At 33.8% G+C, this 17,543-nt stretch carries 18 protein-coding genes; 8 read left to right on the forward strand and 10 right to left on the reverse strand.

The features are described 5' to 3' along the window. Positions 1–49: 49 nt before the first annotated feature. The 10 genes from CXF54_RS10955 to CXF54_RS11000 all read right to left on the reverse strand — a co-directional run bounded on the left by CXF54_RS10955 (position 50) and on the right by CXF54_RS11000 (position 10,399). The gene (locus tag CXF54_RS10955) at positions 50–1,108 is read right to left on the reverse strand and encodes an NAD(P)-dependent alcohol dehydrogenase (RefSeq protein ID WP_101203572.1); all 1,059 of its coding nucleotides are present in this window, start codon (positions 1,106–1,108) and stop codon (positions 50–52) included. Between the two features lie 2 nt (positions 1,109–1,110). Then, a complete protein-coding gene (locus tag CXF54_RS10960) occupies positions 1,111–1,536 on the reverse strand; it encodes an OsmC family protein (RefSeq protein ID WP_101203573.1) in 426 nt (141 codons plus the stop codon). Positions 1,537–1,567: 31 nt separating this feature from the next. Next, positions 1,568–2,662 (reverse strand): alkene reductase, encoded by a 1,095-nt coding sequence (locus CXF54_RS10965; protein WP_101203574.1) that lies wholly within the window; start codon positions 2,660–2,662, stop codon positions 1,568–1,570. 83 nt (positions 2,663–2,745) lie between these two features. Continuing rightward, entirely contained in the window at positions 2,746–3,321 is a 576-nt protein-coding gene (locus tag CXF54_RS10970) for a Crp/Fnr family transcriptional regulator (RefSeq protein ID WP_101203575.1), read from the reverse strand. A gap of 136 nt (positions 3,322–3,457) precedes the next feature. Continuing rightward, entirely contained in the window at positions 3,458–4,342 is an 885-nt protein-coding gene (locus tag CXF54_RS10975) for a carbohydrate kinase family protein (protein WP_101203576.1), read from the reverse strand. Between the two features lie 10 nt (positions 4,343–4,352). Next, complete coding sequence (locus tag CXF54_RS10980) at positions 4,353–5,837, reverse strand: mannitol dehydrogenase family protein (protein ID WP_101203577.1); 1,485 nt, start codon at positions 5,835–5,837, stop codon at positions 4,353–4,355. A 13-nt stretch (positions 5,838–5,850) separates the two neighbouring features. Continuing rightward, the gene (locus tag CXF54_RS10985) at positions 5,851–6,819 is read right to left on the reverse strand and encodes an ABC transporter permease (protein ID WP_101203578.1); all 969 of its coding nucleotides are present in this window, start codon (positions 6,817–6,819) and stop codon (positions 5,851–5,853) included. A gap of 19 nt (positions 6,820–6,838) precedes the next feature. Then, complete coding sequence (locus CXF54_RS10990) at positions 6,839–8,362, reverse strand: sugar ABC transporter ATP-binding protein (RefSeq protein ID WP_101203579.1); 1,524 nt, start codon at positions 8,360–8,362, stop codon at positions 6,839–6,841. Between the two features lie 11 nt (positions 8,363–8,373). Next, positions 8,374–9,438, reverse strand: coding sequence for a substrate-binding domain-containing protein (locus CXF54_RS10995; RefSeq protein ID WP_090840973.1), 1,065 nt, complete (start codon positions 9,436–9,438; stop codon positions 8,374–8,376). 88 nt (positions 9,439–9,526) lie between these two features. Further along, complete coding sequence (locus tag CXF54_RS11000) at positions 9,527–10,399, reverse strand: hypothetical protein (RefSeq protein WP_101203580.1); 873 nt, start codon at positions 10,397–10,399, stop codon at positions 9,527–9,529. Between the two features lie 265 nt (positions 10,400–10,664). Here CXF54_RS11000 and CXF54_RS11005 point away from each other — a divergent pair, with 265 nt between their 5' ends. From CXF54_RS11005 to CXF54_RS11040, 8 genes are all read left to right on the forward strand, one after another. After that, positions 10,665–11,402 (forward strand): NUDIX hydrolase, encoded by a 738-nt coding sequence (locus tag CXF54_RS11005; protein WP_101203581.1) that lies wholly within the window; start codon positions 10,665–10,667, stop codon positions 11,400–11,402. A gap of 204 nt (positions 11,403–11,606) precedes the next feature. After that, positions 11,607–11,975 (forward strand): MauE/DoxX family redox-associated membrane protein, encoded by a 369-nt coding sequence (locus CXF54_RS11010; RefSeq protein WP_101203588.1) that lies wholly within the window; start codon positions 11,607–11,609, stop codon positions 11,973–11,975. After that, positions 11,975–12,559, forward strand: a complete 585-nt coding sequence (locus CXF54_RS11015) for a TetR/AcrR family transcriptional regulator (protein WP_090840979.1) — start codon at positions 11,975–11,977, stop codon at positions 12,557–12,559. Before CXF54_RS11010 ends, CXF54_RS11015 begins: the two co-directional genes overlap by 1 nt. 1 nt (position 12,560) lies before the next feature. Continuing rightward, complete coding sequence (locus CXF54_RS11020) at positions 12,561–13,226, forward strand: NAD(P)H-binding protein (protein WP_101203582.1); 666 nt, start codon at positions 12,561–12,563, stop codon at positions 13,224–13,226. A gap of 18 nt (positions 13,227–13,244) precedes the next feature. Then, positions 13,245–13,877: an NAD(P)H-dependent oxidoreductase gene (locus tag CXF54_RS11025; protein ID WP_090840983.1), complete on the forward strand. Its 633-nt coding sequence runs from the start codon at positions 13,245–13,247 to the stop codon at positions 13,875–13,877. An 8-nt stretch (positions 13,878–13,885) separates the two neighbouring features. Next, positions 13,886–14,884 (forward strand): NADP-dependent oxidoreductase, encoded by a 999-nt coding sequence (locus CXF54_RS11030; protein WP_101203583.1) that lies wholly within the window; start codon positions 13,886–13,888, stop codon positions 14,882–14,884. 78 nt (positions 14,885–14,962) lie between these two features. Beyond that, complete coding sequence (locus tag CXF54_RS11035; RefSeq protein WP_101203584.1) at positions 14,963–16,123, forward strand: iron-containing alcohol dehydrogenase; 1,161 nt, start codon at positions 14,963–14,965, stop codon at positions 16,121–16,123. Between the two features lie 408 nt (positions 16,124–16,531). Next, a complete protein-coding gene (locus CXF54_RS11040; protein ID WP_198551059.1) occupies positions 16,532–17,338 on the forward strand; it encodes a type 1 glutamine amidotransferase domain-containing protein in 807 nt (268 codons plus the stop codon). Positions 17,339–17,543 lie beyond the last annotated feature (205 nt).

A 17,543-nucleotide genomic window follows, 5' to 3' on the forward strand; every position in this document is an offset into this window, starting at 1 on the left:
AGCATCTAATTACCTTAGATGCTGCTGTATTATAAAATTAAAAACCGTTTTAGTTTTTAAGAGATTTCATGTCAATTACAAAACGATATTTAACATCGTTACTAGTTACACGATCGTAAGCTTTATTAATATCTTGCATATCAATAAGCTCAATATCACTAATAATATTGTGCTCTCCACAAAAATCTAACATTTCTTGAGTTTCTTTAATTCCTCCAATTAAAGATCCTGCAATACGCTTGCGTCCTCCAATAAGATTACCTCCATGAAAAGGTTTTAAAGCCTCTATTGCTCCAACTAACACCATTGTAGCATCAATTTTAAGCAACGTTAAATAAGGATCCATTTCATGACCTACAGGAATGGTATTTAAGATAAAATCAAAACTTCCTTGATGCTTCTTCATAGCCTCAGCATCTTTAGACACCAATACTTCATGTGCTCCTAATCTTTTAGCATCTTTACCTTTTTCTGGAGAGGTTGTAATCATAACAACATGTGCTCCTAAAGCATGTGCAAACTTAACACCCATATGTCCTAATCCACCAAGACCAATAACACCTACTTTATCTCCTTTTTTTACTTTCCAGTGACTTAAAGGTGACCAAGTTGTAATTCCTGCACATAACAATGGTGCTGTTCCTGCGTCGTCTAAATTCTCAGGAATACGTAATACAAATTTCTCATCAACAACTACAGAGGTAGAATAGCCACCGTATGTTTGTTTACCTTCAATATGCTTATCAGGACTATTATAGGTCCATGTTGTTCCTTTTTCGCAAAATTGTTCTAAATCTTGTTCGCAAGAAGAACACGTTTGGCAAGAATCTACTAAACATCCTACACCTACTTTATCTCCTACTTTGTATTTAGTAACACCTGCACCAACTTCTAAAACACGACCAATAATCTCGTGTCCTGGCACTACCGGATATGTTGATCCTTTCCAATCGTTTCTAACGGTGTGTATATCACTATGGCAAACACCACAAAACGTAATATCAATTTTTACATCGTCTGCACCCACAGCTCTTCTCTCTATATCTAAAGGTTTTAAATCTTCTGTTGCTGCTGTTGCACCATATGCTTTTACTGTTGTAGTTGCCATAATTATGATTTTTTAAGAGTTACAATTAACTCGATTTCTGTATTTAATACTTTTGAAATCGGGCATACTTCCTTTGCTTTTTGAGCAATCTGTTGGAACTGTTCTGCGTCAATTTCTGGAACATCACCTACTAAATTTAATGTAATTTTAGTAATTGCACCATCTTCAAAAGTAACGGTAGCGTCTACATCTAAAGTAGTTGCTGTAAATTTATTTTCGTTTAATAAAAAGCTTAACTGCATTGCAAAACATCCTGCATGTGCTGCTCCTATTAATTCTTCTGGGTTTGTTCCTTTTTCACCATCTTCAAATCGTGTATGAAATGAATACGCTGTTTTATCTAAAACCTTACTACCTGTTGTTAGGTTTCCTTGTCCATCTTTACCACTACCTTTCCATTCTGCATTTGCTTTTCTTGTAAATTTCATGTTGTGTGTTTTAAGTTAAACTATTTATTAATTATTTAGTTGCATTTGGATAATCTGTATATCCTTTTACTCCTGTTGTATAAAACGTGTCTTGATCCCACTCTGCTAACTCTAAATTGTTTTCAAAACGTTCTACTAAATCTGGATTAGAAATAAATGGCTTTCCGTAAGCTATTAAATCTGCATCACCAGCCTCCAACACTTTGTTTCCTTTGTCTTGATCAAACGCTGTGTTAATCATTAAAGTACCGTTATATAATGGTCTAAAGTGTTTTGCTATTTCTGTAACAGCAAAAGGAATTTCAGAAACATCTGTAAACGGTTCTGATAAATGTACGTAAGCTAAATTATAATCGTTTAATTTTTTGATAATATATTCAAACGTTGGGATTGTCTCTTTATCCATAGTAATACCAAATAACCCATCTAAAGACGGATTAAAACGTGCGCCTATTTTTTCTTGAGGAATCACCTCTTTCATAGCATCTAAAACTTCAAAAAAGAAACGTGCTCTGTTTTCTATACTTCCTCCATAGTTGTCTGTTCTCTTGTTAGACGTACCATTAAAAAATTGCTGAAACAAATAGCCATTTGACGAGTGAATCTCCACACCATCAAACCCTGCTTTTACTGCATTTGCTGCTGCGTTTTTAAAATCTTCAATTGTTTGCTTGATATCTTGGATAGTCATTGCTCTTGGCGTAACTGTATCTTTAAAACCTTCTGGCGTAAATGATTTAGCGTTTGGATTTAAGGCTGAAGCCGAAATTGGTAGCTCTCCATTATGAAAATCTGGATGCGACATACGTCCAACATGCCATAGCTGAATAAAGATTTTTCCACCTTTATCATGTACACGCTTCGTTACTTTTTTCCAACCTTCTACTTGAGCATCTGTATGAATCCCTGGTGTATGAATATATCCTACTGCCTGAGTTGATACTTGAGAACCTTCAGAAATAATTAAACCAGCCGAAGCACGTTGCTCATAATACAAGCCTTGTAATTGGTCTGTAGCAACTTTACCTTCGTTATCTGCACGACTACGTGTCATAGGTGCCATAATTACACGGTTTTTAAGATTAATATTTTTATTATATGGAGTTAATAGGGGTTGTTTGCTCATTGTAAATAATGTAAGTTATTAATAACAACAAAGTTACATTACATACTAGCCAATGTCATTGATGTAAGTCAATTAAGATAGATTTAACTTTTAATAAGCCTTCGGACTCTACTTAAATTTTCTGGTGTGACCCCCAAATAATTAGCTATATCATAATTTGGCACACGGTCCTCTATTAAAGGATACGAGGCACAAAACTCTAGATAACGCTCTTTAGTGTTTTTTTCTTGCGAAGATAATATACGCTTACTCTGCCCTATAAAAGCTTTGGTAAGTAGCAATCTAAAATAGCGTTCGTATATTGGGGCTTGGTCATAGATTTTTTGAAGATTATCATAACTAACAGATAACAGTTGTGCATCCTCTATGGCTTCGATATATAATTTAGCTGGTGTTTGATTAAAAAAGGCTTCAAAATCGCCTATCCACCAGTTTTCTACTGCAAACTGTATGATGTGACTATTGCCTTTATCATCTAAATAATACGCTTTTAAACAGCCTTTTACCACAAAATACTGATGTTTTACATGAGTTCCTGATTTAAGTAAAAACTGCCCTTTAGAAACAGACACTTGCGTTAAAACAGAATTAAATAATTGCAGATCGTCTTGAGATGGCGAAATGTGATTAGTGATGTGTTTTACAATAGGTGCATGCATAGTGCAAAGATGACAAATTTTTAAATAATTTTAATAAAAAAAAGTGTTGTTTTAGGGAATAAAAAAAGGCTTTATGAAAACATAAAACCTTTTAATACTGCTATCAATCTGCTTATTATATAAATAACACGTTTATTTAGTTAGGGTAAATAAACGCATTAATGTCTTCTGTACTAAATTGGGGGTTTGCGCCTTCACTACCGGCAACTAAAGCACCAATTGCACAAGCATAGTCAATTGCCTCCTGTGGGTTATCTCCTTTAAGTAATTTACTAATTAATGTGGCTAAAAATGAATCTCCTGCACCTACAGTATCTACGACTTCTATTTGATAACCGCTATTATAATAAAACGTACCATTATAATATAAAATAGCACCATGACGACCTTTGGTAACACAGATTGTCTTGGTATTAGTCTGCTCTGCTAAAAATGTAATATTCTGTTCTAAAGAATGGGTTTGTGAGTGAAGCGCTTCTCCGATTTCAAAAATCTCTTCATCATTAAATTTTATAAAATCAGCTTCATTCATTAAATGATTTAAAACCTCCTTAGTATAATATGGTGCTCTTAAATTAATGTCAAATATTTTGTATTTCGCTAGCTTTAAAAGTGCGTACAATGAGGCTCTAGAAATATCATCTCTTGCTACTAAACTTCCATAAATAAAAGCATCCGCATGTTGCGTTATAATTTTACTGGTGTCTGTAAGCGTAATCTTATCCCAAGCTCTAGGAAACATAATGTCATAAGACGCCGATCCTTTCGCGTTAAGCATTACTTTTACTTTTCCTGTTTTTAATTGGGTATCTATTTGTAAATTAGCAACATTTACACCTTGTTTTAATAGATGCTTCTTTATTTTTCGTCCTTTTTTATCATCCCCAATACGACTAATAATTGACACATTATTATCTAAAGATTTTAAGCGTAAAGCCACATTTAAAGGTGCGCCTCCAATTTTTTTATGTGTTGGAAAAACATCCCATAAGACTTCGCCAAAACAAACTATATTTTTCATTCAGATCGGGTTAAATGTTAGCGTTTAAATCAAATACACATTGCTCCACACCATGCTTTAAAATAGCATTATATGCTGTTGTATAAGCTTCAACAAATGGTTTTGCGTCTTTTAAAGATCCAAAAACAGCATCTATTTCTAAAAAAGCTTCTGGATTTGTTGTGCTTTCTAAAGCTTTTGCGCTTAACACTGGTTGCATGGCGTCTTTTATAATTAAAGTATTTCCTTTTTCGTCTTTTCCTAAACTGTAAATAGCCCAAGCAGCAACCACAAATGCAGCATTAGTAATATCACCTTTATCTTCTAATTGTGCGTTTACTGTTGGTAATATAAAAATTGGAAACTTAGCAGAACTCTCGGAACATATACGGTCTATTTGATCCTTAATATTAATATTACCAAAACGCTCTAATAATGACATTTTATAATTTCCTAAATCTATCCCTTCCAAATCGCCTAAAGTTGGCGTCACCTCTACATCCATATAATTATGTAAAAACGTAGCAATATTTGGATTAGAAACCGATTGATCAATTGTATTATATCCTATTAATGCGCCAAGTATACCTAATACGGAATGTCCCGCATTTAATAAACTAAGTTTCATTTTCTCATAAGGTTCTACATTATCAACAAACTGCGCGCCCACGGTTTCCCAAGCTGGTCTACCTGCTATAAAATCGTCCTCAATAACCCATTGTTTAAAAGGCTCGCATACTACTGGCCAAGCATCGTGTACACCATCGTTCTTAATTAAGTTTACAATATCTAATGGCGCTGTTGCAGGTGTAATACGATCTACCATTGCGTTTGGAAACGACACGTTAGATTCTATCCAATCCACTAAACCAGGTTCAGCTTTGCCAACATAACTCAATACCATTGTTTTTGTCATATGACCGTTACCTTGAATATTATCGCAAGACTGTACCGTTACTCCTTTTAAACCACGTGACTGTCTTAATTTTAATGCTTGTGTGATATATCCAAAAATAGTTTTGGGTGCATTAGGAAACTCTAAATCATGCTGAATTAAAGGATTATTAAAGTCGAATGCTTTAGTTGCTTCGTTATAATTATACCCCCCTTCTGTAATGGTTAATGATATAATTTTTACTTCAGGACTTGCCATTTTTTCGATAACCGCAATTGGATTCTCTGGCGCATATAAATACTCGACTATAGATCCAATAATACGATTAGTATGTCTACCATCTAATTCTTTAACTATTAAAGTATATAATCCGTCTTGCTCGTTTAACGTATTATAAATTCTGCTATCAAAATCTAATAACGCAACACCGCATATTCCCCAATCCTTATTATCTGGATCCTCTAATAATTGGTCTGTATAAAAAGCTTCGTGTGATCTATGAAAACCACCAATACCAACATGTACTATGCCCGTTTTAATGGTCGTTCTGTCGTATTGTGGCACTGTAATTCTTTCAGAAATATAAGAAAGATTCTCAGAATTTAATTTGTAATTTTTCATCTTAATAATTTAATTATTTGCTTTCAAATCTTTGAAGTAATACAGCAAATATGATAATAGCTCCTTTTACTACTTGTTGTGGATATGATGGTACATTTAAAAGGTTTAATATGTTTCCTATTAATCCTAAAATAAGCACCCCCATTAATGTATTGATTGCGGATCCTCGACCTCCATTTAAACTAGCACCACCAATAACAACAGCTGCTATGGCATCCAACTCCCATGACATACCCATATTTGGTGACCCTAAATTAGTTCTAGATGCTACAATTATAGCTGCAGTAGCTGCTAAAGCACCAGAAATAGCATATACTAAAAACTTGTATTTGTTAACTTTTATACCTGATAAACGTGACGCTTCCTCGTTACTTCCAATAGCTATAATTAGTCTTCCAAAGACGTTATAACGTAGCATAACCATGGCTGCTACAACAATTAGAAAAAAGACAATTGCTATATTTGGTATCCCTAAAGTAGCGTTGTTTGCAAAATTTGACATGTGTACACCTCCCGCTGTTTTAAAAGTAACTGGAGAGCCTTTAGAATATATAAACCCTAATCCTCTTGCAATAGTCATTAAAGCTAATGTTGCAACAAAAGGCGCCATTTTTTGATAGGCGACAAGATATCCCGAAATACTGCCTAAACCAAAACCTATTGCAATGGTTAATACTATTGCTAATGGCAGTATGACTAGGTTTATTAGAATAGCGAAAGTAACCGCCAACAAAGCCACCATGGACCCTACAGATAGATCAATACCTCCTGTTAAGATTACGATTAGCATTCCAATACTAATAATACCAATACCTGAGACTTGTTTTAATAAATTAGACAAGTTTACTGAAGTAAAGAAAACATCAGATATTAACGCTGAAAAGATTACTAGTAAAATAAAAATAAATATAGTATTATACTTTACTAAAAACTTAAGAAAACCACCTGGGCTGCTAAGTTGTTGTTTTAATGTTAAAGCCATAACGTGAAATTTTTAATATTTAATTGTGTTGTTTTAATGCCTTACCAATAGAGTAACGCAGTATGTTTTCTTCAGAAAATTGCTCTTTTTGCAACTCGCCATAAATGGTCCCTTCATGCATAACTAGAATACGATCGGAAATACCCATTATTTCGGGCATATCTGATGATATTACAACCACTCCAACCCCTTTTTTAGCGACTTCGTTTATTAGGTTATAGATTTCTATTTTAGCTCCAACATCCACACCTCTAGTAGGCTCGTCAATAAAAATCACTTTACTATCTATACTTAACCATTTAGCTAAGGCTACTTTTTGCTGATTTCCACCACTTAAGTTTTTAACATCAATCTCAGAACTTGGTGTTTTAATATTTAGCTTATCAATTAAGCCTAGCACTTTTTTATATTCGCTGTCCACATTAATAAATCCTAATTTTCCTGAAATGGATTTAAAATTAGTCACACTAACGTTTCTTCTTATGGATAATGGTAAAAACACACCTTCTTCCTTTCTGTCTTCAGACACAAAGCCAATTTGATGGGCAGCAGCATCTACCGGAGATTTTGTTTTTATCTCTTTACCATTTAAAATTAAAGTTCCAGATTTTTTTTTGTCAGCTCCAAAAATAAGTTTTGCAGTTTCTGTTCTTCCACTCCCTCCTAATCCAGCAATACCAAGGACTTCTCCTGGACGTACTGAAAATGAAACATCATGCACTATAGTGTCTTTTGCAGTTAGATTTTTAACTTCAAAAATAGGTTCTGTACCAATTACCGCATCTCTAACAGGAAACAAATCTTTCAATTCGCGACCAATCATTAAACGTATAATACCATCCGTATCTGTATCCTTAACAGCCATACTACCTGTATCAACACCGTCTCTTAGAACAGTTACCGAATCTGCTATTTTTATAATCTCGTCTAAATGATGCGATATATATATTATTGAAATTCCCTGATCTCTTAATCTAAACAGGTTATCAAACAGCTTTTTTGTATCTGTAGGATCAAAAACGGTTGTGGGCTCATCTAAAACCAAAACTTTAGTGTCTTCTGACAATGCTTTTGCAATTTCGACTACTTGTTTTTGAACAATGCTTAAGTCTCTAACTTTTGCCGAAGCGTCTATTGTAAACCCTAAAGAATCAATTAAAGCTTGTGCATCTTTAGTAATTTTATCCCAATTCATCCAAAACTTACTTGCGCCTAATTTGTGCAAATAAATATTTTCGGCAACAGATAAATCATTTACTAGAGACAACTCTTGATACACCACGCTAATCCCAAGCACTTGGCCCTCATGTGTGTTTTTTGGGTTTATTTCTTCACCATTTAAAAGGACTGTACCAGAGTCTTTATGGTGTACACCACTTAATATTTTTATAAGTGTTGATTTACCTGCTCCATTTTCGCCTAATAAGGCATGGATTTCTCCGGGCTTTACTTTTAAAGTCACGTCCTTAAGTACTGATACAACACCAAAACTTTTGGATATGCCAGACATTTCAAGACGGTATTCATTTTCTGAATTTTTCATATCAATGTCTATTAGAATAAAGCATTAGGATTGTAATACTTAGCAGCATTTTCCTTTGTAATTAATAAAGGTGCTGTGTATGATTTTTTATCAAAATCACGTTTCCCATTCATATATTCCACTGCATACTTTACAGCATTTTTTCCAATTTGGACTGGACTATTCATTGCGGTACACCCATAAAAATCGGTTTCCATAATATATTTAATAGCCTCTTTCTGTCCATCCGCTCCTGCAACAATTAAAATATCATCCGTTTTACCTGCCTGTGCAATAGCTTTTATAGCACCTAATACACACACGTCAGATTCTGTAATCACCACATTTATATCTGGATGCGCTACTAAAATATCTTCCATAGCTTTTAAACCACCAGCATAAGACCATTCTGTATACGCTTGTGTTTTTACATTTAAGTCAATTTTTCCTTGAGTACGTAATTGCTCTTCCGTAATCCCTTGTAATAAGCCTTGTTTACGTGTACGACCTACGGGGTTACCTGCGTTACCGCTTAACAAAGCAATATTCATAGGTGTTTTTCCCATTTTCTTAGCTAACCACTCGCCTGCTAATGCACCATTTGCTAGATTATTAGACTGGATAGTTGTTACAAAATCAGCCGAAGGATTAATAGAACTATCAATAATAAATACCGGAATGCCTGCTGCTTTAGCCACTTTAGTTATCCCAACCAAAGCATCAGGATCTTTTGGATTTAACAATAACGCATCAACACCTTTGGTAATTAAATCCTCTACTGCTGCGATTTGCTTTGTAATATCATCCTGACCATCTGCAGATAAAAATATCATACCGTTTTTCTCTGTTGTTGCTTTTATACTTTGTAATAACGCTTGATAATACGGTGCATTTAAAGACGGTGTACAATACCCGATTTTCTTACCAGTAAGATCAATAGCACTTGCAAATAGTGCCCCTTCCGCTTCACCACTATTTGCAGTTGTTTTACTGGCATCTAAATGCTCCACACAACTGTTTAGTGATAGACTTAATAGCATTGCCAGCATTGGCATACCTATTAATTTTAGTCCGAATTTTAAGTTTTTTATTCTCATGATTTTAAATATTACTTAAAGGTTTTATTCTATTATGTAAGTTAATACTTTATCGTTATATGTTAGTTACTACCATTTTAGGTTCAATTTAAAATAATGTAATATCTAATTGCAATACTGTTTTTTCTTGTTCTGGATTCCACATCGCGGTAACATCCACAGGCACACTATAATTACTAATCGTTAATTTTTTACTAAACGTAGCACCTACATTTATAATATTTCCTGAGCCTATTGTGTAAAACGTTTTATCTGTAATAAAAGACCAAGCACCACCAGCAAACAAAGACAAGCTAGAGGTCTTATTTTCCCAAACTTTACTGTTTACTTCAAAGTAATGTGTCCAAGAATTTTCTAAGTCTCCGTTAGCTTGCACCTCATAATCACCAGAACCTCCATTAATAATGGTTGCTAGATACAATAAGGTGTTAGGTGTAATATTGTAACCAAAATTTAAATCCACAAAATTATAGCCTTGCGTCTTGTCATAACTCCAATAATGGAGTTTATCACCTCGCTCTTCAACACCAGTGTAGTTGTTATGTGATACTGCTTCAATAAAAAATTGGTCAGAAAAACGATATTTTGTATAGATTGAAAACTCCTTATAGTAAGCACTTTCATTTTCGCCAGTAACAATATTCTTAACATCAACAGAAGAAAAGCTTGCACCTCCCCAAAATCCAAAAGTAAATTTCTTATTTCTAGAATTATATTCCAAATTAGCAGCAAACAACGCTCCAGGATGCACGACAAAACCATGCCAAGTGTGCATGTTTTTAAGATGAGCACCAATACTAAAAGGCTCATAACTATCCGTAGTCATATCGTCCTCCTGTGCATAACTAAGACTTACTGCACAAACCATAAAAAGACATATCAATAATTGTAATGCTTCTTTAAAATTTGACGGTTTAGTAATCGCTACTTGTCTTGTTGTGGTTAGTTGGCTTAATGTCATCTTATTAGGATTTTAAATTACTCACGTTTTATAAACGTCATAAATACGTTTGTTTTTCAAATGTATCATAAATAAATTATTAAATCCTAATAAAAGTGTAAAAAAATATGTTATTTTATCATTATTATGTGCTATTTTACCTCTAATTAGAGTATATTGTCACTCTCAAATTACAGTATTAGTAATGTACAACTGACGTTTAATAAAAATCTAACCACTAAACTGGTTAACTAATTAAAAATTAGATTTCTAAAGAAATAAACCTATGGAATCAGAAAAAATATTGAATCTATCTGTGGATTGTGTCGTTTTTGGATACGATACCAACACTAAATCTTTAAATGTGTTATTAATCAAACGCTATTTAAAATCGAAGTTTACATCAGAGGTTTTAGTGGACGATTATGTGTTAACAGGATATCACGTCCTTAAAACCGAAACTTTAGATGATACTGCTACGCGTGTATTAAAAGAGTTAACAGGATTGACTGATCAATATAAAAAGCAATTTAAAGCGTTTGGCGATCCTGATAGATTGACTAATCCAAAAGATTTAGTTTGGATTGCAAACGAAGCCTTTAATCTAAGAACCATAACCATAGCCTATTATTTTTTATTAAAAACAGAAGATGTCAATTTAGAGCAGAATACGTTTGAAGCCAAATGGTTTCCTATTAATGCCCTACCCGATTTAGGTTTTGATCACGAAAAGATAATACTAGAAGCTTATGAGGATTTAAAAGAAAAATGCCTGTCAGAACCTATTATATTTAAATTACTTCCAGACAAGTTTACTATTAATGAAGTACAAGATTTATATCAGTCCATTTTGGGTATTGATATTGATAACAGAAACTTTAGACGTAAACTAATAAACAAAAAGTATATTATTGCTTTAGACGAAAAACAAGTAGGTGTTTCTAAAAAGCCAGCACAATTATATATGTTCAGCATGGATATTTATAACAAAATGTTTAGTAAAAACTATTTAATAAGCATGTAAATGGTTTGATTACCTTATTAGAATATACAAACACCTAAAATGTCATAAAATTAAATTATAAAACTAAGTAACAACAACTTAACACAAACCAACAGGTCTCTTCCAATAGCATAGACAAGGCTTGTTGTTACATTTTATAAATGTTTGTTAAAAAAAAGAATGAACATTCATTTTTACATATCTTTGTACACACAAAACAAAGACATGAAACTAATTTGGAACATTTTAAAAGTACTTCTGGCTGTATTTATGATATATGCAGGTAGTCAGCATTTTATAAATCCAGACTTTTTCAATCCATTTGTGCCAGATATATTGGTTTTTAAAACTGCTATCATTTACGGGTCAGGGATTTTAGAAGTTGGTTTAGGTATCCTTTTACTTGTCCCAAAATTTGCTAGCAAAGCGGCTTTAGCAATTTTTGTTTTAATGCTCCTTTTTCTACCAATACATATATGGGATGTTTTTTCAGACACACCAGCAATTGGAAGTCATCAAGCAGCATTAATTAGATTACCAATGCAATTAGTGTTAATAGCGCTGTCTTTTAAATTATATAAAACAAACGCGTAATGGCAAAACTTCAAAAAAGTATTGATAAACGTAACGCATTGATTAAGGCGACTATCGAGTTGGTAAACAACAACGGTTTTCACGCCACACCAATGAGTAAGATAGCAAAGATGGCTAACGTCTCTCCTGCTACCATTTATCTGTATTTTGAAAACAAACAAGATTTGGTTAATAAGACTTACGTCGAAGTTAAAGCCGAATACACAAAATATGCGTTTGAAAATTTTGACCCAAATATGCCTGTAGAAGCAGGTTTTGAATTGATTTGGAAACGTATTGCAGATTTTAAGCTTAAGGAGTGCGATAATGCCTTGTTTTTAGCGCAATGTGATAATACACCAATGATAGACGAATATAGTAGACAAGAAGGTATAAAACACCTACAACCACTATTAGATCTTTGGCAACGTGGCAGAAAGGAAGGCATTATAAAACCGTTATCTGATTACTTATTATATGCTTACGCCATAAATCCACTATCATTTTTAATGATGACAGAAAAACGTGGTGCCTTTAAATTAGATCAAACACATTTAGACGAAGCCTATCAATCTGCTTGGAGCAGCATAAAAGTTTGTAGTTAACATGAATAAAACAGCAATAATATTAGGCGCGACCGGTTTAACTGGTGGTTTATTACTTCAAAAGTTAATTGAGGATAAAGACTACTCTAGCATTAAACTGTTTTCGCGTACAAAAATAGAAGGTCTACCAAGTAAAGTCACACAATATATTGGCAATTTGTTGGATTTAGAACAATTCAAAACGGATTTTAAAGCACACCAAGTCTTTTGTTGCATTGGTACAACTGCCAGTAAAACACCGGATAAATCGGTTTATAAAAAAATTGATTACGGTATTCCTGTAGCTGCTGCTAAGCTAGCAAAAGCTAACGGTATTGATACGTTTGTCGTTATTTCGTCAATGGGTGCTAATCCTAACAGTTCTATTTTTTACAATAAAACTAAAGGCGAAATGGAGCGTGATGTTAAGCAACAAAACATCAGCAGAACTTTTATTTTAAGACCTTCATTAATTGGAGGACAACGTGAAGAGCGTCGTATGTTAGAAAAAATTGGCTTAGCCATTTTTAAAGTGCTTCAGCCATTATTTATAGGCAAATTAAAACAATATAAAATTACAGAACCTGATCATATCGCGCAAGCCATGATCAATCTGGCAAATAGTACTAGTTATGCCGAAGTCATTATTACTTCAACAGATATAAAAAGAATTACTAAAAACAATTAAAAAAAATAAATTAACCCTATGGAATTATTAGACAAATTAAACTGGAGATACGCTGCAAAAGCAATGAATGGAGAGAAAGTAGCAGAAGATAAAGTAGAACGTATTTTAGAAGCTGCACGTTTAGCGCCTACTTCTAGTGGTTTACAACCTTTTGAAATTTTTGTAGTAAAAAATCAAGATATTAAAGAACAAATTAAACCTGTAGCTTGGAACCAATCTGTAATTACAGACTGTTCTCACCTATTAGTATTTGCTGCATGGGACACTTATACACCAGAACGTATAAACCATATGTTTGATTTAACTAATGAGATTCGTGGTTTTGAAAACGAAGGATGGGAAAACTACCGTCAAATGTTATTAGGTATGTATCCTCAAAAAGATCCAGAAGAAAACTTTAACCATGCTGCAAAACAAGCTTACATCGCTTTTACGGAAGCACTAACAGCTGCAGCTTTTGAAGGTGTAGATGCAACACCATTAGAAGGTTTTGAACCAGATGCAGTAGATAAAATTTTAGGCTTACGCGAAAAAGGATTACGTAGTGCTGTAATGTTACCTATTGGTTATAGAAAAGAAGACGAAGACTGGTTAGTAAACTTAGTTAAAGTTAGAAAACCTATGTCAGAATTAGTAACTGTAATTGACTAAAAACTATTATGAGAAAGACCATTTTATTAAATAACAGACCAGTAGGAAAACCTACAGTTTCAAATTTTGAATTTGTTACTGAAGATTCAGAGCTAAACATATCTGAAGGCGAAGTATTGTTAGAAGCTGCTTACGTTTCAGTTGATCCTTATTTAAGAGGACGTATGAGCGATGCAAAATCGTATGTACCCCCTTTTCAATTAAATCAGCCAGTACATTCTGGAGTGGTTGCCAAAGTTGTAGCGTCTAAAAATGACAACTTTACTATAGGCGATTATGTTTCCGGTATGTTAAATTGGTCTACTCAACAAGTATCAAATGGTGAGGGTTTAAATAAAGTAGACGGGTCTAAAGCGCCATTAAGTACATACTTAGGTGTTTTAGGGATGACAGGATTAACTGCATATTTAGGTTTAACTCAGATAGGTAAACCCGTTAAAGGTGAGACTATTGTAGTTTCTGGTGCTGCAGGAGCTGTTGGTAGTGTTGTTGGTCAAATAGCAAAAATCTTAGGACTTCATGTTATAGGAATTGCTGGAACCGATGAGAAGATTGACATGCTAAAAGACAAGTTTGGTTTTGATGCAGGTATTAATTATAACACAAGTAAAGATATTAATGCGGATCTAAAAAAACTAGCGCCAAATGGTGTCGATGTTTATTTTGATAATGTTGGAGGTCCAATATCGGATGCTGTATTATTTAATATAAATCATTTTGCTAGAATCATTATTTGCGGAGCAATCTCTGTTTATAACGAAACCGAATTACCTACAAGTATTAGTGTACAACCATTTTTAGTGAAAAACAGTGCTTTAATGCAAGGGTTTATTGTCTCTAATTATGCAGATAAATTCCCAGAAGCAATGCAAAAGCTATCCACTTGGTTAGCTGATGGTAAATTAAAATATACAGAAACTATTGTTGAAGGTTTTGATAATATCCCAAATGCTTTTATCGATTTATTTGAAGGTAAAAACAAAGGGAAAATGATTGTTAAAATTTAAACCTCCTTGATACGTTCCCCTCAAAGGGACTAAAGAGATGTTTATTTATAAATTAAGAACGAATTAAAAGAAAAGAAGATGAACAATTTTGAATTTAAAAATCCAACCAAAATTATATTTGGAAAGGATACTATAAAAAAAGTAAAAGAAGAAATTCCTCAAGATGCTAAAGTATTATTGCTTTACGGTGGAGGAAGTATTAAGAAAAACGGGATTTACGACCAAGTAATAACAGCATTAGCAGGTGTTGACGTTGTTGAGTTTGGAGGTATTCCTGCAAATCCAGAGTACGCCACTTTAATGGAAGCATTACAAGTTATTAAAGACGAAAACATTACGTATTTATTAGCTGTTGGTGGTGGTTCTGTAATTGACGGAACTAAGTTTTTATCTGCTGCAGCAGTATATGACGGTGATACACCTTGGGATATCTTAACAAAAAATATCAGAACAGAAAAAGGAATGCCTTTTGGAACTGTTTTAACGTTACCAGCTACAGGATCTGAAATGAATTCTGGTGCAGTAATTACAAGAGCAAAAACTCAAGAAAAGCTTGCTATGGGCGGACCTGGTTTATTTCCTGAGTTTTCAATTTTAGATCCTCAAGTAATACAATCTATTCCACAACGTCAATTAGCAAATGGACTGACAGATGCATTTACACATGTGTTAGAACAATACATGACGTATCCAATTGGCGCTTTATTACAAGATCGTTTTGCGGAGAGTATTTTACAAACCTTAGTAGAAGTTGCTCCTAAAGTATTAAAAGATCCAACGGACTATAAAGCTGCAGCTAACTTTATGTGGAGTTGCACCATGGCGCTTAACGGATTAATTCAAAAAGGAGTACCTACAGACTGGGCTGTTCATGCTATTGGTCATGAGTTAACCGCTTTATTTGGTATTGATCACGCACGTACATTAGCTGTAATTGCACCAAGCCACTACAAATTTAATTTTGAAGACAAAAAAGAGAAATTAGCACAATATGGTGAGCGTGTTTGGAATATTACGGAAGGTAGCACTGATGACAAAGCCTATGCAGCAATAGAAAAAACAGTAGACTTTTTCCATCAATTAGGTATTGATACAAAATTATCAGATTACACTAAAGATTATGAAGGTACTGCCGAAAAAATCTCACAACGCTTTACAGATCGTGGTTGGACAGGATTAGGAGAACACCAAACATTATCTCCAGATAAGGTTGAGAAAATAGTTAAAATGGCTTACTAAATATAAACGTCACAATGGGTGTGGTCGGATTGCTATAAACGCAACATTCTAAGGGTTTTCGACTGCGCTCAAACTGACATTGGTAATCGCATTAATAATGATTATAAAATAGTAAAACTGTCACATTGCCCGCAAGTCGAAATGCTAGTAAAAACAGAACTGTAATGAGTTTTCGACTGCGCTCAAACTGACATTGGCAATCGCAATAATAATGATTATAAAATAGTAAAACTGTCACATTGCCCGCAAGTCGAAATGCTAGCTAAAGTAGAACTGTAATGCGTTTTCGACTGCGCTCAAACTGACACTAGTAATCGCATTAATAAGGATTAGTAAACAACATAACTGTCACATTGCCCGCAGTCGAAATGTAATTAAACAAAACAGGCACTAGTAGTCGCAATAAAAATGAATATATTAAAAACATTAGCGTTAACGTTAACTATAGTAACAGCTTCAAGCTGTAACAACAAATCAAACAAAACCACCTCTGAAAAAGTTTCAGAAGTAAAAACAGAACTAAAAAAAGAAAAAACTATGAAAGTATTATTTGTATTAACATCTCACGATCAATTAGGAGACACAGGAAAGAAAACAGGATTTTGGGTTGAAGAATTCGCAAGTCCATATTACTCATTATTAGACAAAGGCGCTGATATTACTATCGCTACTCCAAAAGGAGGTGCTGCACCAATAGATCCAAGTAGTGATTCTCCTGATGCTGCTACAGAAGCAACAGACCGTTTTAATAAAGACGCTGCTGCAAAAGCTAAGATTGCAAACACAAGCAAATTATCAGACATTAATGCTGACGATTTTGATGCTGTTTTCTATCCAGGTGGTCACGGACCATTATGGGATTTAGCTAACGATGCAACATCTATTGCATTAATCGAGAAATTTAACACACAAGAGAAGCCAGTTGCATTTGTATGTCACGCGCCTGCAGCTTTAAAAGGTGTAAAAGGAACTGATGGAAAACCATTAGTGAATGGTAAAAAAGTAACAGGATTTACTAATACTGAAGAAGCAGCTGTTGGATTAACAGATGTTGTACCATTTTTAGTAGAAGATATGCTAAGTGAAAATGGCGGAATCTATTCTAAGAAAGAAGACTGGGCAGCTTACGCTATTCAAGATGGTAATTTAATTACTGGACAAAACCCAGCATCGTCTGAGTTAGTTGCAGAAAAATTATTAGAGAGCTTAAAATAAGTTTCACTTTAAATACTAGTAAAAAAGGTTGTCCATTTGGACAACCTTTTTTTTGTTTGTAATACTATGCAAAAACCAATCTAACACTTAGTTAAGACCTATCTCAGGCTTATCTAAACTTTATCTACAACATATTAAGATACTATTTAACAAAAGCTAAATTTAGGGCATAAAAAAAGGCTACCTTTATAGGTAACCTTTTTTC

This window comes from Olleya sp. 1-3 (assembly GCF_002836085.1).
GTDB lineage: Bacteria > Bacteroidota > Bacteroidia > Flavobacteriales > Flavobacteriaceae > Olleya > Olleya namhaensis.